General features: G+C 53.5%; 23 protein-coding genes. 12 read left to right on the plus strand and 11 right to left on the minus strand.

Annotated elements, in window-relative coordinates; all coding sequences use genetic code 11:
* Window positions 1-6 precede the first annotated feature (6 nt).
* From C7434_RS19180 to C7434_RS19220, 9 genes are all read right to left on the minus strand, one after another.
* On the minus strand, window positions 7-1257 hold the full coding sequence (locus C7434_RS19180; RefSeq protein WP_033737286.1) for a valine--pyruvate transaminase: 1251 nt from the start codon (window positions 1255-1257) through the stop codon (window positions 7-9).
* Window positions 1258-1337: 80 nt separating this feature from the next.
* Window positions 1338-2312 (minus strand): glyoxylate/hydroxypyruvate reductase GhrB, encoded by a 975-nt coding sequence (ghrB, locus tag C7434_RS19185; protein WP_033737284.1) that lies wholly within the window; start codon window positions 2310-2312, stop codon window positions 1338-1340.
* 71 nt (window positions 2313-2383) lie between these two features.
* Complete coding sequence (locus C7434_RS19190; RefSeq protein WP_033737283.1) at window positions 2384-3664, minus strand: MFS transporter; 1281 nt, start codon at window positions 3662-3664, stop codon at window positions 2384-2386.
* 33 nt (window positions 3665-3697) lie between these two features.
* Window positions 3698-4651, minus strand: coding sequence for a sugar kinase (locus C7434_RS19195; RefSeq protein WP_033737282.1), 954 nt, complete (start codon window positions 4649-4651; stop codon window positions 3698-3700).
* Between the two features lie 9 nt (window positions 4652-4660).
* The gene (locus tag C7434_RS19200) at window positions 4661-5410 is read right to left on the minus strand and encodes a hypothetical protein (protein ID WP_006121352.1); all 750 of its coding nucleotides are present in this window, start codon (window positions 5408-5410) and stop codon (window positions 4661-4663) included.
* Between the two features lie 138 nt (window positions 5411-5548).
* On the minus strand, window positions 5549-6574 hold the full coding sequence (locus C7434_RS19205) for a LacI family DNA-binding transcriptional regulator (RefSeq protein WP_039339170.1): 1026 nt from the start codon (window positions 6572-6574) through the stop codon (window positions 5549-5551).
* Window positions 6575-6636: 62 nt separating this feature from the next.
* Window positions 6637-7626: a LacI family DNA-binding transcriptional regulator gene (locus C7434_RS19210; protein WP_033737280.1), complete on the minus strand. Its 990-nt coding sequence runs from the start codon at window positions 7624-7626 to the stop codon at window positions 6637-6639.
* 161 nt (window positions 7627-7787) lie between these two features.
* The gene (locus tag C7434_RS19215; protein ID WP_006121355.1) at window positions 7788-8450 is read right to left on the minus strand and encodes an OmpA family lipoprotein; all 663 of its coding nucleotides are present in this window, start codon (window positions 8448-8450) and stop codon (window positions 7788-7790) included.
* 116 nt (window positions 8451-8566) lie between these two features.
* Complete coding sequence (locus tag C7434_RS19220; protein ID WP_033737277.1) at window positions 8567-9127, minus strand: DNA-3-methyladenine glycosylase I; 561 nt, start codon at window positions 9125-9127, stop codon at window positions 8567-8569.
* A 191-nt stretch (window positions 9128-9318) separates the two neighbouring features.
* Here C7434_RS19220 and C7434_RS19225 point away from each other — a divergent pair, with 191 nt between their 5' ends.
* From C7434_RS19225 to C7434_RS19240, 4 genes are all read left to right on the plus strand, one after another.
* Window positions 9319-9924, plus strand: a complete 606-nt coding sequence (locus tag C7434_RS19225; protein WP_033737275.1) for a hypothetical protein — start codon at window positions 9319-9321, stop codon at window positions 9922-9924.
* 152 nt (window positions 9925-10076) lie between these two features.
* A complete protein-coding gene (gene dnaT, locus C7434_RS19230; protein ID WP_006121358.1) occupies window positions 10077-10613 on the plus strand; it encodes a primosomal protein DnaT in 537 nt (178 codons plus the stop codon).
* Window positions 10613-11353, plus strand: a complete 741-nt coding sequence (gene dnaC / locus C7434_RS19235) for a DNA replication protein DnaC (RefSeq protein ID WP_006121359.1) — start codon at window positions 10613-10615, stop codon at window positions 11351-11353. Before dnaT ends, dnaC begins: the two co-directional genes overlap by 1 nt.
* A gap of 215 nt (window positions 11354-11568) precedes the next feature.
* A complete protein-coding gene (locus C7434_RS19240) occupies window positions 11569-12702 on the plus strand; it encodes an ROK family transcriptional regulator (protein WP_133745821.1) in 1134 nt (377 codons plus the stop codon).
* A gap of 26 nt (window positions 12703-12728) precedes the next feature.
* Here C7434_RS19240 and C7434_RS19245 read toward each other — a convergent pair whose 3' ends face one another.
* Entirely contained in the window at window positions 12729-13685 is a 957-nt protein-coding gene (locus C7434_RS19245) for a LacI family DNA-binding transcriptional regulator (protein WP_033737401.1), read from the minus strand.
* A gap of 289 nt (window positions 13686-13974) precedes the next feature.
* Here C7434_RS19245 and C7434_RS19250 point away from each other — a divergent pair, with 289 nt between their 5' ends.
* The 8 genes from C7434_RS19250 (at window position 13975) to C7434_RS19285 (ending at window position 21986) form a co-directional block, all read left to right on the plus strand.
* Window positions 13975-14289 carry a PTS sugar transporter subunit IIB gene (locus tag C7434_RS19250; protein ID WP_033737272.1) on the plus strand — a complete coding sequence of 105 codons (315 nt, stop codon included), beginning with the start codon at window positions 13975-13977 and terminating at the stop codon, window positions 14287-14289.
* Window positions 14290-14301: 12 nt separating this feature from the next.
* Entirely contained in the window at window positions 14302-15639 is a 1338-nt protein-coding gene (locus C7434_RS19255; RefSeq protein ID WP_033737270.1) for a PTS sugar transporter subunit IIC, read from the plus strand.
* 12 nt (window positions 15640-15651) lie between these two features.
* Complete coding sequence (locus C7434_RS19260; RefSeq protein ID WP_033737268.1) at window positions 15652-17034, plus strand: glycoside hydrolase family 1 protein; 1383 nt, start codon at window positions 15652-15654, stop codon at window positions 17032-17034.
* A gap of 11 nt (window positions 17035-17045) precedes the next feature.
* A complete protein-coding gene (locus C7434_RS19265) occupies window positions 17046-17348 on the plus strand; it encodes a PTS lactose/cellobiose transporter subunit IIA (protein WP_033737266.1) in 303 nt (100 codons plus the stop codon).
* Between the two features lie 190 nt (window positions 17349-17538).
* Window positions 17539-18918, plus strand: coding sequence for a carbohydrate porin (locus C7434_RS19270; RefSeq protein ID WP_033737263.1), 1380 nt, complete (start codon window positions 17539-17541; stop codon window positions 18916-18918).
* 190 nt (window positions 18919-19108) lie between these two features.
* Window positions 19109-19525: a VOC family protein gene (locus C7434_RS19275; RefSeq protein WP_033737262.1), complete on the plus strand. Its 417-nt coding sequence runs from the start codon at window positions 19109-19111 to the stop codon at window positions 19523-19525.
* 337 nt (window positions 19526-19862) lie between these two features.
* Entirely contained in the window at window positions 19863-21164 is a 1302-nt protein-coding gene (locus C7434_RS19280; RefSeq protein ID WP_033737399.1) for an MFS transporter, read from the plus strand.
* A 15-nt stretch (window positions 21165-21179) separates the two neighbouring features.
* On the plus strand, window positions 21180-21986 hold the full coding sequence (locus C7434_RS19285) for a substrate-binding domain-containing protein (protein WP_033737261.1): 807 nt from the start codon (window positions 21180-21182) through the stop codon (window positions 21984-21986).
* Here the strand turns inward: C7434_RS19285 and C7434_RS19290 are convergent.
* Window positions 21961-22860, minus strand: coding sequence for a LysR family transcriptional regulator (locus tag C7434_RS19290; RefSeq protein ID WP_033737398.1), 900 nt, complete (start codon window positions 22858-22860; stop codon window positions 21961-21963). The genes C7434_RS19285 and C7434_RS19290 overlap by 26 nt on opposite strands.
* Window positions 22861-22962 lie beyond the last annotated feature (102 nt).

Genomic DNA, 22962 nt, shown 5'->3' on the forward strand with positions numbered 1-22962 from the left:
GTAGATTTAACTGTCGCGCCAGGCGATCTCCACTTCTTCAGCCAGAATCTGTATGGCGCGCTCAATGTTTTCCGCATCCGGTACATAATTCATGCGCATGCACTGGTGCATGTGCGGCCAGTCATGCTCCAGACCCGGAAAGAAAAAGTGGCCCGGCACCATCAGCACGCCCCGAGCTTTAAGCCGCTGGTACAGCAACTCCGTACTGATCGGTAAATCCCGGAACCACAGCCAGAGAAAAATTGCCCCCTCCGGTTTATGGATCAGACAGCGCTCCGCCGATAAGTAGCGGCGAATAAGGGTGATCGTTTGCATCACCTTGTGCTGATAAAAAGGTTTAATCACTTCTTCAGACAAGCGCAGCAGATCGCCACGTTGAATCATTTCGCTGGCAATGGCCGGGCCAATACTGCCCGGTGCCAGGCTGATGATGCCGTTCATGTTACCGATCGCGGTAATCGTGCTCTCATCGGCGATGATAATCCCGCAACGTGCGCCAGGCAGACCGAGTTTGGATAAACTCATGCAGAGAATGATATTGGGGTTCCACAGCGGCCGCACATCACTAAAAATAATGCCGGGAAATGGCACACCATAAGCGTTGTCGATAAGTAACGGCACCTCATGCTGCTGCGCCAGCGCATCCAGTTGCAGAAGTTCGTCATCCGTAATGACATTGCCGGTTGGATTGGTCGGGCGCGATACGCAAATCAGCCCCACATCGTCATTCATGGGGAGATGTTCAAAATCGACGTGATACTTGAACTGCCCTTCCGGTAATAACTCTATGTTGGGCCTGGCAGAAATAAAGAGGTCTTCATCCAGGCCCGCATCAGCGTACCCCAGGTACTCTGGAGCCAGAGGAAACAGCACCTGTTTTTTACTGCCGTCACTGCGCCGCCCCGCGAACAGGTTGAAGAGATAAAAAAATGCGCTCTGACTGCCGTTAGTCAGCGCGATATTTTGCGCAGTGACAGACCAACCGCACTGCTCACGTAGCATTGCCGCCAGGGCATCCAGCAGCACGGCTTTACCGCGTGGACCATCGTAATTGCATAAGGCCTCACTCAGTTTGCCCTCGTCGTGCATCTGCTGCAGCAACTGCTGAAAATAATCGTTCATTGCCGGGATCTGTGCGGGGTTGCCGCCGCCAAGCATGATCGTGCCGGGCGTACGCAGGCCTGCGCCCATGTCTTCCATCAGACGTGAGATGCCGGAATGTTGAGTAAACTTGTCGCCGAACTGAGAAAAAGCCATAGCGGTTAAAAATTTGTAATAAAGAATGGGATAAACACCATAACGCCCGCTCCCGGCGGGCGCAATGGGCAGCCGCAGGATTACTTCAGCACCTGAGGATTCACGCAGTTCTTTTCAACCTTGCCGCTCAGGGCGGCAATGAGATTTTCTACCGCGTCCTGCATCATCCCATAGCGGGTTTCGTGGGTTGCAGAGCCAATGTGCGGCAACGTAACAACATTCGGTAACGACAGCAGCGGCGAGTCAGTCGGCAGCGGCTCTTTTTCGAAAACATCCAGCCCGGCGGCGTGGATCGTGCCCTCTTGTAGCGCGGTAATCAGGGCATTTTCATCTACCACTGGCCCACGGCCCGCGTTGATCAGCACCGCACTGGGCTTCATCATCGCCAGCTGTTCTGCGCCAATTAAATGATGCGTTTCTTCGGTAAGCGGCAGGCTGATGCAAACGAAATCGCTTTCTTTGAGCAGCGTTTCCAGCTCACACCGGCGGGCTGCAAACTGCGATTCGGCCTGGTCGTGCTGACGGCGCGCATTGTAGAGAATGTTCATGCCGAATCCGAAGTGCGCACGCTGGGCCAGCGCCATACCGATGCGTCCCATACCAAGAATTCCCATCGTCTTATGGTGCACATCCATGCCAAACCGGTCCGGACCAATACTTTTTTGCCAGTTGCCAGCTTTCACCCAGGCATCCAGCTCCGGTATACGTCTTGCCGTACTGAGAACCAGCGCCATGATGGTGTCGGCCACCGTTTCCGTCAGTACCGTTGGCGTGTGCATCAGCACTACCCCTCGCTGATTCAGGGCATCCACATCAAAGTTGTCATAGCCGACAGAAACGCTGGAACAGGCGCGCAGTGCGGGCATTTTGGCCAGCAACTCGCCGTTGACTTTTCCGCCCGATCCCAGCATTCCTTCGGCCTGTTGCAGTGCCTGCGCATGTTGCTGCTGGCTTTCGGGTGATAAATCGTTGATTTCGGTGATCGTGGCATAGTCTGCGAGACGCGCACGGAGATCGTCAGGCAATTTTTTATAAAGAATGACGGCGGGTTTCATCAGATAGCTTCCTGTAAATAAATGACGGGCAACACAAAGGTCGCCCGGAGAAGATGCTAACGCTTACGCTTTCAGGCCGGTTTCGCGCCTTGTAGCGGAGGCGCCTTATTTTGTGCGGGTTTGACGATAAGCGTCAGGACCACGGACAGCAGTAGTGCGCCACCCATAAAAATATAGGAGGCCGAAGGACTGCCGGTTGCCCCGTTCAGATAACCCACAATCCAGGAGCCGATAAACGAGCCCAACGCCCCCATACTGTTGATAAACGCCATTGCGCCGCCGGAAACATTGCGGGGCAGCATTTCCGGAATAATGGCAAAGAACGGGCCATAAGGCGCGTACATCGCAGCACCGGCGACGACTAACAAGGTATAAGACAGCCAAAAATTGCCCGAACCCACCATATACGAACCGAGGAAGGCGAAGGCACCCACCAGCAACAGTGGCCAGACAAACAGTTTACGGTTTTGCGTTTTGTCCGATGCCCAGGACACCACCACCATCGCAATCGTGGCTGCCAGATAAGGCACAGCCGATAACCAGCCCGCTTCCACCATGTCCATTTGTGTACCGTTGCGCAAAATTGAAGGCAGCCACAGGACAAAACCGTAAACGCCAATACTCCAGGCAAAGTACTGCATACAGAGAATGATCACGTTACGATTGCGAAAGGCTTCGCCGTAGTTGCGCACCGCTTTGATGCTTTCTTGCTCTTTTTGCAGCGCGGCCTGTAGCGCGGCTTTTTCTGCATTGCTCATCCAGCGCGCTTGCGCAGGCTTATCCTGTACCATAAACCACCAGGCAATGGCCCAGATCACCGCAGGAATGCCTTCGAAGATAAACATTTCCCGCCAGCCAAACGCCTCTATCAGATACCCTGAAACCACGGACATCCACAGGACCGTGACGGGATTACCGAGAATTAAAAAGGTGTTTGCCCGCGAGCGCTCAGATTTTGTAAACCAGTTACTGATGTAAATCAGCATAGCAGGCATTACCGCAGCCTCGACAACCCCCAGCACAAAGCGAATCGCCGCCAGCACAGGGATGTTGCTGACAACGCCGGTGAGTGAAGCACAGCCGCCCCACAACAGCAGGCACCAGAAGATCAGTTTTTTTACACTGCGGCGCTCCGCATAGATCGCCCCAGGGATTTGAAAAAAGAAATACCCCAGAAAGAACAACGCACCCAGCAGGGAAGACATTCCTTTGGTAATGCCCAGATCGTCATTGATGCCAGCGGCGGATGCGAAGCTAAAATTTGCCCGATCCAGATAGGCAAGACTGTAGGTGATAAACACGATGGGCATAATGAACCACCAGCGTTTAGGCGCGATAATCTGCGTTTTCATCGGGAACTCCTCTGTTTCTGTTTGCGGGCCGGGCTACACATCACCTAACTGCTGACGCGTCGGCAAACCTTCGCTGTCACCACTCACCTGAATCGCCAGTGAACCAATTTTGTTCCCCCGGCGAATCGCCTCTACCAGTGGTTTCCCTTCCAGCAATGCACTTATGACTCCCACGGCAAACCCATCTCCGGCCCCGACCGTGTCCACAACCTGATCAACTTTGATTGCCGCCACCTGGCCCTGCTCCCCCCCGGCTGTCTTATACCAGGCGCCCTCGCCGCCGGTTTTAATCACCACCGCTTTTACCCCTTTATCGAGATAAAAATCGGCAATATCCTGCGGTTGGCGATAGCCGGTTAAGATGTAACCCTCTTTTTCACCGGGCAGTACCCAGTCTGCGTATTCCGCTAACAGATTGAGCTGCTTACGCATTTCATCTTCGCTGCGCCACAGCACCGGACGCAGATTAGGATCAAAGGAAATTGTTTTACCCCGCGCCCGCATCTCTTTCGCAGCATGCCTGGTCAGCTCAAGCGAACTGTCTGATATTGCTGCCGCCACGCCGCTCAGATGCAAATGGCGTGCAGAGCCAAAATAATCGTGGTCAAAATCCTCGGGTGACAGATGACTGGCAGCGGAGCCTTTGCGGAAATATTCCACGAGCGGATCGGAACCATCATCCACTTTAGATTTAAGCTGAAAGCCCGTGGGATAGTGCGGATCGACGGTCACCTGACGATGGTCGATATTTTCTTTATCCAGCACCTGACAAATAAAACGACCAAACGCGTCCTGTCCAATACGACTCACCCAGCCCACTTTCAGCCCGAGGCGTGCCAGACCGATGGCGACATTCAGTTCTGCACCTGCGGCGCGTTTGATAAATGTTTCTACTGCAGCCAAATCACCCGTTTCGCGGGCGACAAACATGGCCATGGCTTCGCCGATCGTGATGACATCAAGCGTACCGTTAGGATGAGTCGTCATTTTTACTCCTCAGACATTACGCAGCAGCGTCACATAATGGCGCGTAACCGCAATCAGATTGTCGCCTTCCAGCGGAAATTCAATACCGCGAGGGGCTCTCGCCGGTAGCCGATGCAACAGGTCTTGCCAGCCCGGTCCGGCATCGTCGAGCGCAATAGCGCGATAGCTTTTCCCCTGCGGCACCGCTGCTTTGACGTGCACGTAACCCACCTGGTCGGTCAACAGGACTGCAGCCTGCTCCGGGTTTTCGCCTGTCCAGTGCCAGTTCCCCATATCGAAAGTCATGCCAATCGGCAATGCCGCCTCACGGGCAGCGTTAAAAAAGCGCAGCATCGGTTGCAGTTTGCCGTGCACTGTCTGGTCATTTTCCACGGTCAGCGGCACGCCATATTCCGCAATCAGCATGCGCAGTGTTTCGCTGTACAGAGCCCCCGTAAAATTGCCCAGCGCCACCTTTAGTCTCTGCGCGTTTAGTTGACGAGCTTCGGTAAAATAACGCGTCAGCAAAGGGTTCAGCTTACCGTCCTCACTGAACAAGGTATCGGGTACAGAATAGCTGGCGCGCAGCCGGTGCTGATCAATGGCCAGCGCCAGCGCGGGCAGGTCATCGAAAGTCGTGTCATCGAACAATTCGCGACGGATTTCCACACCGTCCGCACCAGCCTGCTGAATGATCGGTAAGAGCGCCCTTTGTCCGCCCAGCGCAGCAATCTGTTGATGTCCATAAGCCGCCGTGACGACGATAATTTCGGGCTCCATTGCGGACTCCTGAGGGGAAAATCGGTATTAACGTTATAAAAACGTTAAATGGAACCGGTTCCAAAGCAAAGTAGCAAAATGCGGAATTATGATCGTGCTCACGAAGCGAGCACGTAAGTGAAGGGAACAATCTGAAAATTAGCGGAGACGCTGGCTTGATCCCCGGACAATCAGCTCACCCGAGAAAACCTGCTCACAGGGAGGATGATCGTGGCCTTCGATACGCGAAATCAGGCGCTCCAGCGCATGGTAGCCAATCTGCCAGGTGGGCTGTTTAAGCGTGGTAATCCCGACACCTGCCAGCGCCGCCCACTCCAGCTCATCAAACCCCAATAAACCCATGTCGCTTCCCCAGTGCAAATTTAGACGCTGAAGGGAACGGGCCACCTGTAAGGTCAGCGCACCGTTTGCCACCATAACTGCGCAACGCCTGTCTGCATGACGCTGACAGAAGTCATGCAAGACGGTATCCATCACATCGGGCTGATGCAGCGAGACTTCTGCATTTTCATGGAGGATGGCCGGATGCGCAGCCAGACGCTGGCGAAACGCCTGCAGGCGCTCACGACGGGTATTCACGCTGCCTAAGGGTTCACTCAAAAACAGCAGCGCCTCATAACCGTTATCAATTAAGTGATCGGTGGCCGTTTCTGCCGCTTCAGCATTATTCAGGCCCACCACATCACAGGGAAAATCGGGGATTTTTCGGTCAATCAGCACCATCGGCAGCAAAGATTGCTGCAGCCGGCTCAGTACCTTTTCATGCATACCTACCGCGTTAACGACAATGCCTTCAACCTGATAGCTACTCAGCAACTGCAAATAATGCTGTTCAAGATCGACTTCATTGTTGGTGTTACACATAAGCAATGTAAAGCCGCAGGCACGACAGGCCGCTTCAATGCCGCACATAACGTCCACGGAATAGGGATTGGTGATATCGGCAATGATTAACCCGATTAGCCGGGTTCGCCCCCGTTTAAGCCCGCGCGCCATCTGGCTTGGCCGATAGTTAAGATCGCTAATTGCCTGTTCAATGCGCGCTTTTAAGTCGGGAGAAAGCAGATGCTGTTCGCCGTTAAGATAACGCGAGACGCTGGTTTTCCCGGTTTTTGCCGCGCGGGCAACATCGCTAATAGTGGCGCGAGAAGGCCTGATTTTCATAGAATATTCCGCAAATTACGCATGCCGCGAGACTACCACAGGCGTCCGGCATGACAAACACGTTAGCGCTGTGCGGGCAGTTGCAGACTGGGTTGCCACAAGACCTGTAGCCGGGCCAGCGGTGCGCCGTCCAGTAACTGCATCACCATGGTCGCAAGCTGTTCGCCTCTCTCCTGCTCACTGGCCTGACGAATCGCAATAACCGGAAAATCAATGATGGCGTCAACCGGGAGTCCATCCCAGGCTATCAAAGTGACGGCATCCTCACCCTGCAGTCGTCCTGCCTGCTGAAGCGCCATTAACGCGCCTTCGGCCAGCGTACTGCTATCGGTAATAATGGCCTGAGGTTGTAGCCCTTCAGCCAGCCAGGCGGAGACTTGTTGATACCCTGCGCGGCGCGAGGGAGCAACCGCCGCAGTGGCATAAGGTGGTACGGAATCCAGGGCGTTCAGGTAGCCCTGACGGCGATCGCGAACAAACGTACAGCGTTCGTTTCCCCCGAGAAAGGCGATGCGCTGCATGCCCTGGGTCAGGCAGTGTTTTACCGCCAGCGCGGAACCTGCGGCGTTATCGACATCAAACCAGGCATGATTTTGCTGTGCATCAGTGCGCCCCAGAGAGAGAAAATTAAAGCCCTTCTGCTGTAAGCAGCGCAGGCGTTCGTCCTGCGGCAAGGTGTGCGTGATGATTAGCGCATCGACCACGCGACTGCGTAGCATACGCATCAGTGAACGCTGTCCGTCACAGGGTTTGTCCGTCAGCAACAGCAGGTCGATATCATAGTGGGAAAGACGCTGGTCCAGCGCCAGTAATATCTTATTGAAATGGATATCGCTGAGGGGCGGGGCGCTCATCGGGTAGACGACGCCGACCGCGTTAGCGCGTCCGGTTTTTAAACGCCGGGCAGCTACATTAGGACGGTAGCCACGTCGCTGGGCTTCTTCTTCCACGCGCTGACGCGTGTGTTTTGCTACATCCTCATACCCATTCAGGGCGCGACTCACGGTGGTTACGGAGAGCCCCAGGACTGACGCAATGGCTTTAAGTGACATGATGCGTTATCCATTGTTCAATTTGAACCATGCTGGCATAAAGCGTTAACTGGCACTGTGTACAGGCACCAACTGGAAACCTTACCGAGTTTATTGTCTAAAAATTGTCGAATAACTGACAGTAGCATGTCTTTCGCCCCCAGTGACAGGGGGCGAAATGATCAATTTAACGGGCTCAGCGTAATTTCAACCCGGCGGTTTTGGGCTTTGCCTGCTTCAGTACTGTTGGTCGCAATGGGGCTGTCGGGGCCGACACCCTGCGTATGCAGACGGTCAGCCGCCACGCCCTGTACGATCAAGGCGCTGGCCACGCTTTCTGCGCGCTGCTGTGACAGGCGCATATTCAATGCGCGCGACCCCGTACTATCCGTATGCCCCACCACGTTTACGGCCGTTTTCGGATACTCTTTTAGTACCATTGCGACGCCGGTCAGGGTATTGGCACCGGCTGGCTTCAGACTGCTGCTGCTGGAATCGAAGGTCACATTGTTTGGCATATTCAACACAATATTGTCGCCCTGGCGCGTCACACTGACGCCCGTACCCTTCATTTTATCGCGCAGTTTTGCTTCCTGAACATCCATGTAATACCCCACACCGCCGCCTAAGGCTGCGCCGCTGGCGGCACCGATGAGTGCCCCTTTACCCCGATCTTTCTTCGAGGATGAAAGCACGCCCACACCGGCGCCGACTAATGCACCAAGACCCGCCCCCACGCCGGATTTTCCGGCCTGCGACTCGCCGGTATAGGGATTCGTGGTACAACCGGATATCACCAGGCTACCGCTGATTAATAACGAGATGGCAATCAATTTTTTCTGCATTATGTGTCCCTTGGGTTTCTCTAATCGGGGCGCCCCGGCCCCTTACTGGCCCTGATTATGCCGCGTAAAAGTGAGGGAAATCCTGAGACAATGTCTTATTTTGTAAAGGAGCGGTGTTAAATGTTATCAGGATGGCAAAAGCAGTTGGTTTGGTGATCGTTAATCAGGCCGCAGGCTTGCATAAAGGAGTAGCAAATTGTCGGACCGATGAATTTAAAACCACGCGTCTTTAATGCCTTAGAGAGTGCTATAGCCTGCGGAGAGGTGGTCGGGCTCTGTTTGTAATCCGCATAGTGGTGAACAATTGGCTGGTTATCGACGAACTGCCAGACGAAATGGGCAAAATCTTCCCCTTCCGCCTCCATCGCCAGCATCGCTCTGGCGTTGGCTATAATCGCCGCAATTTTACCCGGGTGACGAATGATGCCGCTGTTTTGCATAAGTTGGACAACGTCCTGATCGTTCATCAATGCCACCGCCTGCGGATCAAACTGGTGAAAGGCCGCGCGGTAATTCTCGCGCTTTTTCAGCACCGTAATCCAGGATAACCCGGCCTGTTGACCTTCCAGACACAGCATTTCAAACAGCGCCAGTTTGTCTCTCTGCGCACGGCCCCACTCATTGTCATGGTAAGCCAGATAGAGGGGATCCTGCGTAACCCAGCCGCATCGTTGCATCATGGTATTCCTTTATAAAGCGCCAGTTTGTTGACCGATGGTAGAGGGAAACTGCCACCATTTGAACCCGCCACATGACAAAATGCGAGGCGGCTTCCATAGTCACCACCACATCCGTAAAGCATTGAAAGCGAAGGCAGCCCCACGCCAGGCGAATACAATGATAACGATAGTCATTTTCAGGTCATTCCATGCGTAACGAAGTCATTCTTATCGGCCGTGAAATCACGGTATTCCTTTTTGCCTCCCTGTTTATCACCTTCATGCTTGTCCCCCTCTATATGGATGTGGTGTGGATGGATAACGCGCTGCACGAAGCCTCTTTTACTGAAACCACACAGGAACTGTTGTTAGTTAGTCTCGCGGGCGCATTTTATATTGCCGCACGACATCGTCCCGATCAGTGCGGTGGATTAACCTTAATAGCCGGTTTTTACAGCTGTATGCTTATCCGCGAACTGGATTTCTTCTTCGATCTTGTTCGTCACGGCAGTTGGGTGTGGTTTGCACTGGCGGCCGCACTGGCGAGTTTCGCCGTCGCCATGCGTACTCCCAGGCAGACGCTCCGTACGCTGGCGAACCTGCTGCACCATAACCGTTGGCCCGTGATGGCGACCGGACTGATGATTGTGCTGGTTTTCTCACGTCTGTTTGGCATGAACATCCTCTGGCAACACCTGATGCCCGATCATTACAACCGCGGGGTAAAAAACATGGCCGAAGAAGGGGTAGAGCTGCTGGGATACAGCCTGTGTTGGCTGGCCGGTCTGCGCTATCTGTGGCAAACCCGGCCGTGAACGCGCAAGTCTCTGTCCCCCCACGGTTGCATAACAGGCGCTCGCCGGCAACGCTTTTTCAGCGATCCCGCGCCTTAAAAAAGGTACAATATGCCCTTCTGCACCGCGACAGGTGATCCGGTGTTGGGTGTAAGTTAACCGCAGGTCTTTTCATGTCAGTCAAAATCTTAACGTCAACGCTAATCGGTCTGGAGGCTTTCCGTCAGGACCCGCAGAGCGCCTTACAGCAGGCTGAAGACGGCATGCTGGCGGTGCTGGATAATTACACGCCGGTGATGTATGCCCTCACTCCCGCGCGTCTTGCACAGTTATTAGCCCTTGAAGCCGCCGCTCAGCAACCCAGTGATGTGGCGCTGGATGACAGTCTGTATGACGATGTTTCTGCTACGCTGCATAAACCCGTCGGCAAGTTTGCCATGTATGACGGCTGGCAGCCTGACGCCGACTTTACCCGCCAGGCAGCAATCTGGGGCGTCGCGCTCAGCGAGCCGGTGACGGCGGCAGAGCTGGCCGCCTTTGTGGCTTACTGGCAGGCCGAAGGCCGCCTTTTTCATCATGTACAGTGGCAACAGAAGCTGGCGCGTAGCCTGCAGATGAACCGCGCCGCCAATGGCGGACAGCCGCGTCGCGATATTACGCAGATCAGCAGTACTGACTACGATATTCCCGATGGTTTCCGAGGTGAGTAATGAAAACGCCCAACGATCTGTTTAACCGTCTGAAAAGAATGATGCCAGCAGGAACCCGTCCTAAATTCACCAATGGTGAAGAGTTGCTGGCCTGGAACCAGGAACAGGGTCGGTTGCGTTCAGAAGCGATTGTGCGAGAAAACCGCGCGATGAAAATGCAGCGTATCATGGGGCGTTCTGGGATTCGTGATTTGCATATTAACTGCTCATTCGACAACTACCGTGTCGAGAATGAAGGTCAGCGCAAAGCCCTGGAGCAGGCGCGCCAGTATGCTGCTAATTTTGAAGGAAACATCGCCAGTTTTGTCTTTGCAGGTCGGCCGGGCACAGGGAAAAATCATCTGGCTGCCGCCATCGGTAACGATCTGATTTTGCGTGGCAAGAGCGTGCTTATCGTGACTGTCGCGGATCTGATGTCCAGCATGAAAGGAACGTTCAGCGGCAGCAGTGATATCACCGAAGAGCGACTGATTCAGGATCTGAGCAGCGTGGATTTGCTGGTCATTGATGAGATTGGTATGCAGAGTGAATCGCGCTACGAAAAAGTGATTATTAACCAGATTGTTGACCGCCGCTCGTCATCTAAACGTCCGACGGGGATGCTCACCAATCTCGATCCCACCGGCATGAACGCCCTGTTAGGTGAACGCGTGATGGATCGTATGCGTTTAGGTAACAGCCTGTGGGTGCGCTTCGACTGGGAAAGCTATCGCAGCCGCGTCCGGGGTGACGAATACTGATGTTGCTGCCCGCTGAAGCGGGCGGTAGGGTTACTCTCCAGTTGCATTATCCTGTGGCCTGGCCCCCATTTCTGACGTAATCCCCTTATTCAGAGGACATTGCTATTTGGCAGCCCTCTCTGCCCAATGCTAAGTTTTCATTAGACATCAAACTAATAAGACTTCGTTGGCGGTGGGCGCTCCCTCGCCGCTGTGCACCTCTGGGGTAAGCCGTCATGAAAGCAACTGGCAAAGGGCCTGCATTGATGCGGCTGAATAATCAAAAGCGCGTAATGGCTCAACTGCGTCAGCTGCGCATCACATCGCGCCAGGATCTGGCGCAGGTACTGGCACTCAGCAAAAACACCGTTTCGCAAATTATTGATGATTTGCTGGAAAACGGTTGGGTTCAGGAACTAGGTAAAGCCAGCGTTTCTTCGGCTGGCCGTCCTAAAATTCACATTACCCTGCGCCCGGAAAAGCTGGTCAGTGCCGGTATCATGGTGGAAAAAAACCTGATTCACTGGCAGATCTGCGATTACTTTTCACAACCGCTTGCCGAACAGACAATACGGACGGACACCAGTAAACCTGACCCGATACTGGCTGAAATCGGCGCCCTGTGCGAAAAACTGATGGAAGCCTGGCCAGGGCTGCTGGGAATTGGGCTGGGGTTTCCCGGTGTCGTCGATTCACGGCGAGGCTGGATGCATTTATCGACCCACCTGGGCTGGCAGAATGTTGACCTGGCCAGTGATCTGCGCAAACAGATCGCCTTGCCGATTCGGATTATGAATAACGTCAGGGCCGCTGCGCTGCTGTCTGTGCAACAGCTCAATCTGCCCGCCGAAAGCGGGCATTTTTATTTGCGCATTGCGGAAGGCATTGGCGGCGCGCTGGTGCAGCATGGCGTGGTTTTTACTGGCAACAGCTGGACCGCTGGTGAAGCAGGACATCTTACCGTCCAGCCAAATGGCCCTCGCTGTAGCTGTAATCGGCAGGGTTGTCTGGAGGCGATGATCAGCAAACCTGCCATTAACCAACAGCTTGCCCAGCGTCAGCCGGGATTAACCTGGCACAGTCGTGACAGCGCACCGAATGTCGTAAATGAAGTGATGCAGCTGGCAGGCAACTATCTGGGCATCGCGCTCAGCCAAATCATGTTATTACTGAATCCTGCCACGATCATCATTGACTGTCCCTGGAGCATCAGCCCGACCTTTTGCCAGGCCGTGCTCAATCAGACGCAGGCCAACAAACTGGCGTTTATTGCGGCCCATACGCAGGTACATTTTCTGCAATCGCATCTGGCCCCGGCAACCGGGCTGGCGCTGGCCATTATCGAACAGATGGAGCAGCGCCTCGAGTAACAGGCCACTGAGCGTGGCCCGGTGGCTTAGCGCTGGCGAAAATCGGGAATAACCAGATCGCCACGCATTACTGAGGAATGTAACACGCTCTGCGTCTGTTGATTCAGTGCCTTCACAATACGCGCGGCCATGGCATCCATTGAATATGAGATAGCCGGAATCGTCGGGATACCGGGCAGATCCAGCGTGCCGGCCAGACTAAAGACCATAATGTCTTTTGGCACCTGCTTATTGAACGCCTGCAACTGAGGAATCACTTTTTGTGCCTGCTGTTCATCGGCCACCAGCAATGCATTGAAATTGAGCGTGGAGGCATTGTTCAGAAGTTCCTGCAACGCCACTGAAGAAGATGACGTGTCCATAAAGACCAGATTGCGGTTAAAAGGCAGGAAATTTTTTTCCAGGGCATGTTTATAGCCCAGCAGAACCTGATCGGCAAAGCCCATGCCCTCGGGATGAATCAGAGCAATTTGACGACGATTTTGACTGATAAGATAGTTACAGGCCGTTTCCGCTGCAAAAGCATGATCACGCTGGATGCTGTTCACTTCTTCGCCGGATTCCAGACAATCCACCAGCATCACGTTTGGCTGACGCAGGTTTAACGGAAAGCGCGCGCCGATAATTAAGACATCATCACATAACCCACAGGTCAACTCACTGAGGCAGGTCATCACGTCCGCTTTCGTGTTGGCGAAACGAAGTAACAGGTGTTTTTGATGCTGACTGAAATGTTTCTCCAGCGCATAAAGGTAACCCGTCGTCTGATTGATATTTTCCTGCGCACAAATAACACCGATACAGCCCGTAGACTGACTCAGTAGTGACTGGGCGATGACGTTTGGACGATAATTCAGTTCATCCACCGCTTTTAACACCGCAACCCGACTGGCCTCTTTCACCCCACGTGACCCACTCAACACGCGCGATACGGTGGCTTTAGACACGCCAGCCAGTCGCGATACATCGTTGATAGTAGACATCATTTTCCCCTAACAGAACCAAACGGCTCCCTGAAAACTGACCGAAACGGCGGCTTAATTTTTCGCCACAGGCAGTATAGCGTTTTCGTTTTTTCATGGAAACCGATTTTCCATTTCTACTCAATAATGATTTTTACCGCTTAATTTAGTGATCTGAATCGTAATTAAACACCCGTTATCAGCCAGAGCATGATGCCTGTCACACTTTCTTTTGCGACAAATGGAAACCGGTTTCCATATCGTATCAAATCATCGCCGTAACAAGTTTTACACGTAAAGGAGCGTTCTCATGATCAGGATTATGTTGTGCTGTTCGGCAGGTATGTCCACCAGCATGCTGGTGCGCAAAATGGTAGAGGTGGCGGATCAGCGTGGCCTCGCTGTGCAGATTGATGCCTGGGGCATTGCCGAGTTTGATACGCAGTTTCCAACGTATCAGGTTGTGCTGCTCGGCCCGCAAGTGAAGTACATGTTAAACACGCTTTCAGAAAAAGCTGCCACCCACGGTATTCCTGTCCGGGCTATTGATATGACGGACTACGGTATGCAACGCGGTGACAACGTGCTGGATTACGCTCTGTCGCTTATTGAAGCGACACACTAAAAGGTGTCATTTATGGGTTCGTTATATCAGTCAATGGTGACGGTGATTGAACAGGCTATTACGCCCCTCGCCGGAAAATTGGGTCAGCAAAAGTACGTTATCGCTATTCGTGATGGTTTTACGGCGGCCCTGCCGTTTATGATTATTGGCTCGTTCATGCTGGTATTTATTTTCCCGCCCTTTTCAGCGGATACCACCAACAGCTTTGCCCGGGCCTGGCTCGACTTTTCGGTCACTTATCGCCAGCAACTGATGCTGCCGTTTAATCTCAGCATGGGCGTCATGACCTTCTTTATCTCAGTCGGCATCGGTGCCAGTCTGGGCCGACAGTTCAACCTTGATCCCATCATGTCAGGTTTACTGGCTTTTATGGCCTTTTTACTGGTGGCAGCGCCCTATGCTGATGAAAAGATCTCTACGCAGTACCTGTCCGGTCAGGGAATTTTTACGGCCCTGATTACCGCGATTTATGCCACCCGTGTTTATGCCTGGCTCAAACAGCATAACGTCACGATTCGCCTGCCCAAAGAAGTCCCCACTGGCGTCGCCCGTTCTTTTGAGATTTTAATTCCGGTATTGGTGATCATTGGCACCCTGCATCCGCTTAATCTGTTTATTGAAGCCAAAACGGGCATGATTATTCCTCAGGCGATTATGCATCTGCTGGAACCGCTGGTATCCGCCTCGGATTCCCTGCCAGCCATCTTGCTTTCGGTGCTGCTGTGCCAGATTTTTTGGTTCGCCGGTATTCATGGCGCACTCATCGTCACCGGCATCATGAATCCCTTCTGGATGGCTAATCTCTCCGCCAATCAGGCCGCTCTGGCAGCCGGTGCGGCGCTGCCCCATGTCTATCTGCAGGGCTTTTGGGATCACTATCTGCTTATCGGCGGCGTCGGTTCCACTTTGCCGCTGGCCTTTTTACTGCTGCGCAGCCGGGTGCTGCATCTGCGTACCATCGGCAAAATGGGCGTGGTTCCCAGCTTCTTTAATATCAATGAGCCGATCTTATTTGGTGCGCCCATCATCATGAATCCCCTGCTGTTTATTCCCTTCGTCTGCGTCCCGATGATTAATGCCGTTCTGGCTTATACCGCCACAAAGCTGGGCTGGGTTGCGCAGGTCGTTTCGCTGACGCCCTGGACGACGCCCGCGCCGATTGGTGCTTCCTGGGCGGCCAACTGGGCGCTCAGTCCACTGGTCATGTGCCTGATCTGCATGGTGATGTCGGCACTGATGTACTTACCTTTTCTGCGCGCTTACGAACGCAGCCTGATCAAAGCAGAAGAGAAAAAAATTCAGGATACCGTGCCCGCAGGCAATACCGTGCACGGTCATCCCCAGGCTTAAGGAGTCAGTCACATGCACTACCGTTTTCCCGACAATTTCTGGTGGGGCAGCGCCAGCTCGGCGTTGCAAACCGAAGGCTGTAGCCTTCAGGGCGGTAAAAGCGCCACCACCTGGGATCACTGGTTCGCACACCAGCCGCATCGTTTCCATCACGGTATTGGCCCGGCCGATACCTCCGGCTTTTATCAACACTGGCGGCAGGATATCGCGCTGCTAAAAGCGTTAAAGCACAACAGCTTTCGCACCTCGCTGAGCTGGGCGCGGCTCATGCCGGACGGAGCGGATGAGATCAATCCCGAGGCCGTCGATTTCTATCACCGGGTCATTGATGAATTACTGGCGCAGGGGATTACGCCGTTTATCACACTGTTTCATTTCGATATGCCGCTGGCCCTGCAGGAGAAAGGGGGCTGGGAAAACCGCGAAGTGGTGCAGGCGTTTGGCCGCTACGCGCAGCGCTGTTTCACGCTGTTCGGTCACAAAGTGAAGCACTGGTTTACTTTTAATGAGCCCATTGTGCCGGTTGAAGGCGGCTATCTGTATGATTTTCATTATCCCAACGTGGTGGATTTTAAACGCGCCGCTACCGTGGCCTTTCATACCGTACTGGCACATTCCCTGGCGGTACGAGCCTGGCGTAACGGCGGCTATGATGGCGAAATAGGCGTGGTACTGAATCTCACACCGTCCTATCCGCGCTCAACGAATCCGGCAGATGTCAACGCAGCACAGCATGCCGATCTGCTGTTTAACCGCAGCTTTCTCGATCCGGTTCTCAAGGGCGAATATCCGTCTGCGCTGCTGGACTTATTAAAACAGCATGACCAGTTGCCACACTGCCTGCCTGGCGACAGCGCCTTGCTTGCCGACGGCATCATCGACCTGCTGGGTGTCAATTATTATCAACCGCGCCGGGTGAAGTGCCGGGACAGCGCCGTCAACCCTGACGCACCGTTTATGCCGGAGGCATTATTCGATCATTACGACATGCCTGGCCGACAAATGAACCCATACCGCGGATGGGAAATCTATGCGCCGGGTATTTACGATATTCTGATCAACCTGCGCGATAATTACGGCAACCCTCGCTGCTTTATTTCTGAAAATGGAATGGGCGTCGAAAATGAACAGCGTTTTATTCAAGACGGTAAAGTTCAGGATGATTACCGTATCGAATTTGTTTCCGAACATCTTAAATGGCTGCATAAAGGCATTCGCGAGGGCTGTCATTGTCTGGGTTACCATATGTGGACCTTTATCGACAACTGGTCCTGGCTGAATGGCTATAAAAATCGCTATGGCTTAGTGCAGCTCGATCTGGAAACACAACAACGTACGATAAAAAAGAGCGGAAACTGGTTTGCTAACGTTGCCGAAAATAACGGTTTTGACTGAGAGCGATAATAATGATTGAACTTGAAGACGCTGTAATGACGATTATCGTCAATTCAGGACACGCCCGCAGCCTGTGCTTTGAAGCCCTGCAGGCGGCGCGGCAAGGCGAGTTTGAGGAGGCCCATGCGCGCCTCAAAGAGGCCGACGACTATTCCCGCAAGGCCCATCAGATGCAAACCCGGTTAATTGAACAGGATGCTGGCGAGGCCCGACAGCCGATGACGTTAATTATGGTCCATGCTCAGGATCATTTAATGACGTCGCTATTAGCCCGTGAATTATCAGAAGAAATAATTCATCTCTATCAACGGTAATTTGATCGCTTAATACAGGAGAACGCCTGACAAAAAACATCCCTCTGGAAAGAAAACATACTCTACAAATCAACTTGTTTTGGTGACAGTCAATAAGCCGAAACGGGCGGGTTATTATCTGAAAACAACAGCACGCGTCTTTCGGGTTAATTCGTGTTAACCCGAAGGATGAGGTGTAAACGAGATAACCATGAACATGATAAAAACATTTTCACTTCCTCTGGCGGTGAGCGCCGCGCTGTGCCCGATTGCCGGCCTCGCACAGGAATTCACGCAGGAACAAATCGACGCTATCGTCGCCAAAGCAGTCGATAAAGCTTTAGCAGAGCGTCAGGCTAAGATGGATGCCGCCGTCGCGAAAAAAACGGATGTGATAACAGAACCGCAGAGTCCTGCACAGTCACCGGATATGGCCATTCCTTTTGGCGTGAAGTTTAGCGGCTACGCCCGTTATGGCGCGCATTACCAAAGTGGTGACCAAAAGTATGTCAATGTTGATGGCTCTTACAACGGCGCCTCCGGTATTGGTCGCCTGGGGAACGAAGGTAACGGCGGCGAATTCCAGCTCTCTAAAGCGTTTAAAAGCACGAACGGTGCCATCTGGGACGTGAACGTGATGATCGATCACTGGGGCGATGAAGTGAACCTGAAAAAAGCTTACGCTGGCGTGACCAACGTGCTGGCCTCGAATCCCAATGCCTATCTTTGGGCCGGACGGGACTTTCATCAGCGCCCGCAACAGAACATCAATGACTATTTCTGGATGAACCACGATGGTCAGGGCGCGGGCGTAAAAGACTTTGACGTAGGCGGGATAAAATTTGACCTTGCTGCCGTCGCGGCGGTGGAATCCTGTAATCCTGAAGTGCTTAGCGATGAATCCAATCCGTCACGCATTACCTGTACGGGCGGATCGGGCACCGGCGATAAAGGAAACTATGCCGCCACATCTAAAATCCACGGCATGAAACTGGGGCCGCTGGATCTGGAGATGTATGCCAATTACGGTTTCGACTCTAAGGCCGTGGAAAGCGAGGATCGCCTCAACGCCTGGCAGGGTGCGTTTGTCGTAAGCCACACCACCGATCATGGCGTCAATAAAGTGATTGCACGCTACTCAGACAATGCGGATAACAGCGTTTACAGCAAAACCCATGGCCTCAGCACGCTTTACACCAGCTTTGAAGGTAAGCACCTGTTTACTCAGCAGGCGCAGGTGGAGTATCTGCTGGCCTATCACGATTATGACAACAGTCGACTGAAAAGCGACAACCGGAAAAACTACGCTGCCATTGTGCGCCCGATGTATTTCTGGAATGACGTGCACTCCACCTGGCTCGAAGCCGGTTATCAACGGGTCAACTATGATGAAGGCGGTAGCAACAACGGCTGGAAGCTGACGCTGTCGCAGAATATCGCTATCGCGATGGGCCCGGAGTTCCGTCCCATGCTGCGCTTCTATGTGACGGGCGGCAAGGTCGATGATGCGCGCACCGCACGCGTGAATGGCCGGGAAAACGATATTCTGGACGACTTCAATCTGGGTGCGATGTGGGAAGCCTGGTTTTAAGACGATACACGGGTCATCTACGGCCAGTGTGAGGCGGTGTACGGATTTACCTGCAACGATAAGCAACCCTCGCCCCTCGGGCATTTCTGCCGTATGCCCGATTGGGTGGTAAGCTGTACGAAGGGCGCGCTACACCGCCTTGCCGTGTTAACGCGACATTCACCTCAGCGACCTGATAAGGAAAAGCACCATGTCGGCAATCGGTAATACATTTCATCACATCGGTATTGTGGTTCAGGATATTGAAGCCAGTGAAGCCTGGTATAGCCAGATGCTGGGATTTACGCGTCTGTATGATTATGGCTGGCCGGGCGTACAGGTTGTTTTTATTGCGCGGGGCAATGTGAAAGTGGAACTGTTTCAACATGCGCAGGCCACCCCGATGGATCCACAGCGGCAACGCGCAGAAACCAATCTGAAAATCGGCGGTATCAACCATTTCGCGCTTCAGGTCGACGATCTCGATGAGGCGGTTGCGGAACTGCAGGCAAAAGGTGTCGAGATCGTTTCCCCGCCCCGTGCCGTACCCAACGGCGATGGTGATCGTTTCGCTTTCATTCATGATAACGAGAAGATGCTCGTCGAGCTTTTTCAGCCCGGCCGCTAACCCGCCTCCTGTCTGGAATGATTTCACTCGCGACGGGGCGAACGCGCGCGTCGCCTGATAGAACCTGACAAAGGCTTTACGCTACCCCTTTTCCTTTAAATACCCATATGAACCCTGTCACAAAACGCGCATTCGGTTTTTCGGGCTGGTTAAACGTCCACCCGCCCGGCAAACTTGTTAAAGCCTTGTTGCACATAGCCCAATGTAATTGTTAACGGCCATTAATGCGCATAGCGCATCAGTCGATGAGTTTATTGCGCTTATTTACTTTATTTTCCTGATCCAGTCTTCAGCAACAGGCGCAGCAAAAAGCGTCAATGATAAACTGGAGATACCGATGCATTCCTCGACTTCACCTATGACCACTCGCGCCAGAATCGGCGCCATCTTGCGCGTTACCTCGGGCAACTTTCTGGAACAGTTTGACTTCTTTCTGTTTGGTTTTTATGCCACCTACATCGCGCATACTTTCTTTCCGGCGAGCAGTGAGTTTGCCTCACTGATGATGACCTTTGCCGTCTTCGGCGCAGGTTTCCTGATGCGCCCGATCGGCGCCGTGGTGCTGGGCGCTTATATTGATAAAGTCGGCAGACGCAAAGGATTGATCGTAACCCTGTCCATTATGGCTACGGGCACCTTTCTGATCGTATTAATTCCGTCTTATCAGAGCATTGGCCTTTGGGCTCCGATGCTGGTACTTATCGGTCGCCTGTTGCAGGGCTTCTCTGCCGGTGCCGAACTGGGCGGCGTGTCGGTTTACCTGGCCGAAATCGCTACGCCAGGCCGTAAAGGCTTCTATACCAGTTGGCAGTCGGGCAGCCAGCAGGTCGCCATTATGGTTGCCGCTGCCATGGGCTTTGCCCTGAATGCCGCCCTGGAAGAGAGCGCGATTCGTGAATGGGGCTGGCGTATTCCGTTCCTGTTTGGCTGCCTGATTGTGCCTTTCATTTTCTTTCTGCGTCGTAAGCTGGAAGAAACGCAGGAATTTAATGCTCGCCGTAAGCATCTGGCGATGCGCGAGGTCTTTAAAACCCTGTTAGCTAACTGGCAGGTGGTGGTTGCGGGCATGTTGATGGTGGCGATGACCACAACAGCGTTCTATCTGATTACCGTTTATGCCCCCACCTTCGGCAAGAAGGTGCTGATGCTCAGTGCGTCTGACAGCCTGCTGGTTACGCTGCTGGTGGCCATTTCCAATTTCCTCTGGCTGCCGGTCGGGGGTGCCCTGTCGGACCGCTTTGGACGTAAGCCGGTTCTGATTGCCATGACGTTGCTGGCCCTGGCAACGGCTTATCCGGCCCTGACGCTGCTGGCCGAAGCACCGAGTTTTACGATGATGCTGACCGTACTGCTGTGGCTGTCATTTATCTACGGCCTGTATAACGGTGCGATGATTCCTGCCCTGACCGAGATTATGCCAACCGAAGTTCGGGTGGCGGGCTTTTCACTCGCTTACAGCCTCGCAACGGCTGTCTTTGGCGGATTTACCCCGGTGATTTCAACCGCATTGATAGAGTACACCGGCGATAAAGCGTCACCCGGTTACTGGATGAGCTTTGCTGCCGTCTGTGCCCTACTGGCGACGCTGTATCTTTACCGCCGCAGCGCTGTCAATTTACAACCCGCCGTTAAACATTAAGTCAGGGACTCCATTATGAAACGACTATACCGATCACTCCTTGCCACCCTCGTGCTTTCAACCGTCAGCACGACGGTACTGGCAAAGGACGTGACCGTGATGATCTCTGGTGGCTTTAAAGCCGCCCTGGAGAAACTCACGCCTCAGTTTGAAGCCCAAAGCGGTGACAAAATTATCCTGGTATCCGGCCCTTCAATGGGTAAAACCCCGCAGGCAATCCCTAACCGCCTGGCACGTGGTGAAAAGGCCGATGCGGTCATTATGGTAGGCAATGCGCTGACTCAGCTGGAAAAAGACAAGTGGATAAAACCCGGCTCACGCGTGGAGCTGGCTGACTCGCCGATTGGTATTGTCGTGAAGCAAGGCGACGCTAAGCCCGCAATTAAGACGGATGACGAATTACGTCAAACCTTACTGAGCGCGAAGTCTATTGCGTATTCCGATAGCGCCAGCGGTCAGTATGTCAGCAGCGAGTTGTTTAAGAAGTTAGGCATTGAAGACAAAGTCAAAGACAAAGCACATCAGGTCGAACGTATTCCTGTCGCCTCGGAAGTGGCAAAAGGCCACTATGCACTGGGACTGCAGCAGGTCAGCGAACTGCTGCCCGTCAAGGGCGTGACTTTTGTTGGCGAGTTGCCTGACGATGTCCAGTACATTACCCGCTTCGCGGGCGCTGTCCCGGCGAAAGCCGCGCATCCGGAAGCAGGTAAAGCGCTACTTGATTTCCTGGCCTCAGCTCAGGCGCAGGCTGTCGTTCACGCAACCGGTTTGCACTCGGTGAAAACGCAGCAGCCTGTTACGCAGCGTGATACTGTTCAGTAATGAGCTTTTCCAGTTCTGCTGCAATATACGACTGAATACGTCCGCTGCGTCTGAGCAGCCCTACAGTACGTTTCACCACCGGATCGGTGAGGGGTAACTGCACCAGCACCGAATGGCCGGATGACGGCATCGACATGGCGGGCACGGCAGCAATGCCGATTCCCGCTTCAACCATACCGAGCATCGTGGTCACATGTCGGGTTTCACAGATACTGGGACGCGCCGGAACAACATGACCCAGGGCAGAATCCAGCAGGTTGCGATTACCCGACGTCTTATCCAGCCCCACATAATCCTGCTGATAAAATTCCTGCCATGTCAGCCCTTTACGGCTGGCAAGCGGATGGTCGTGTCGGCAGGCGACAACATAAACATCCTCAACCAGGGGTAAAAATTCGGTGCCAGGCGGTGGATTGCCGGAGAAGCAAATGCCAAAATCTGCCTGACCACTGGTTACCGCCTCGATCACGTTGCCTGCGCTGCTATCAATGATTTTGACGCGTACGCGAGGATAGCGGGCCTGAAAGCGGCGAATGACATCCGGCATAAAATAGTAGGCCGCAGAGGGCACCGTCGCCACCGTCACCAGTCCGGTCCGATCCTGGCTGACTTTACTGATATCGGCCATAACCTCTTCAAAATTAGCGAGCAGCTGCTCCGAACGTGCGGCAAATGTCTGACCATAAAGCGTAAGCGTAACCCGGCGCGTGGTTCTGTCGAACAGCTTAATCCCCAGTGCCGTTTCCAGCTTTTCAATCCTGCGGCTCAGGGCCGACTGGGACAGGCAAATGGACTCCGCTGCAATGCGGAAATTGCCATATTCGACCAGGGCGCGAAACGCGTACAGATCGTTAAGATCGAAATTAACCGGCATGGCGACAGACATTCCCGTGATGTTGAAAAGGCTGGAACCATAGTGCCTTATCGCTTAACAGCAAACAAAGTGAAATATGCGCGAAACGGCGGGTGTTAAGCG

This window comes from Pantoea sp. PNA 14-12, from assembly GCF_004364735.1.
Taxonomy (GTDB): Bacteria; Pseudomonadota; Gammaproteobacteria; order Enterobacterales; family Enterobacteriaceae; genus Pantoea; species Pantoea stewartii.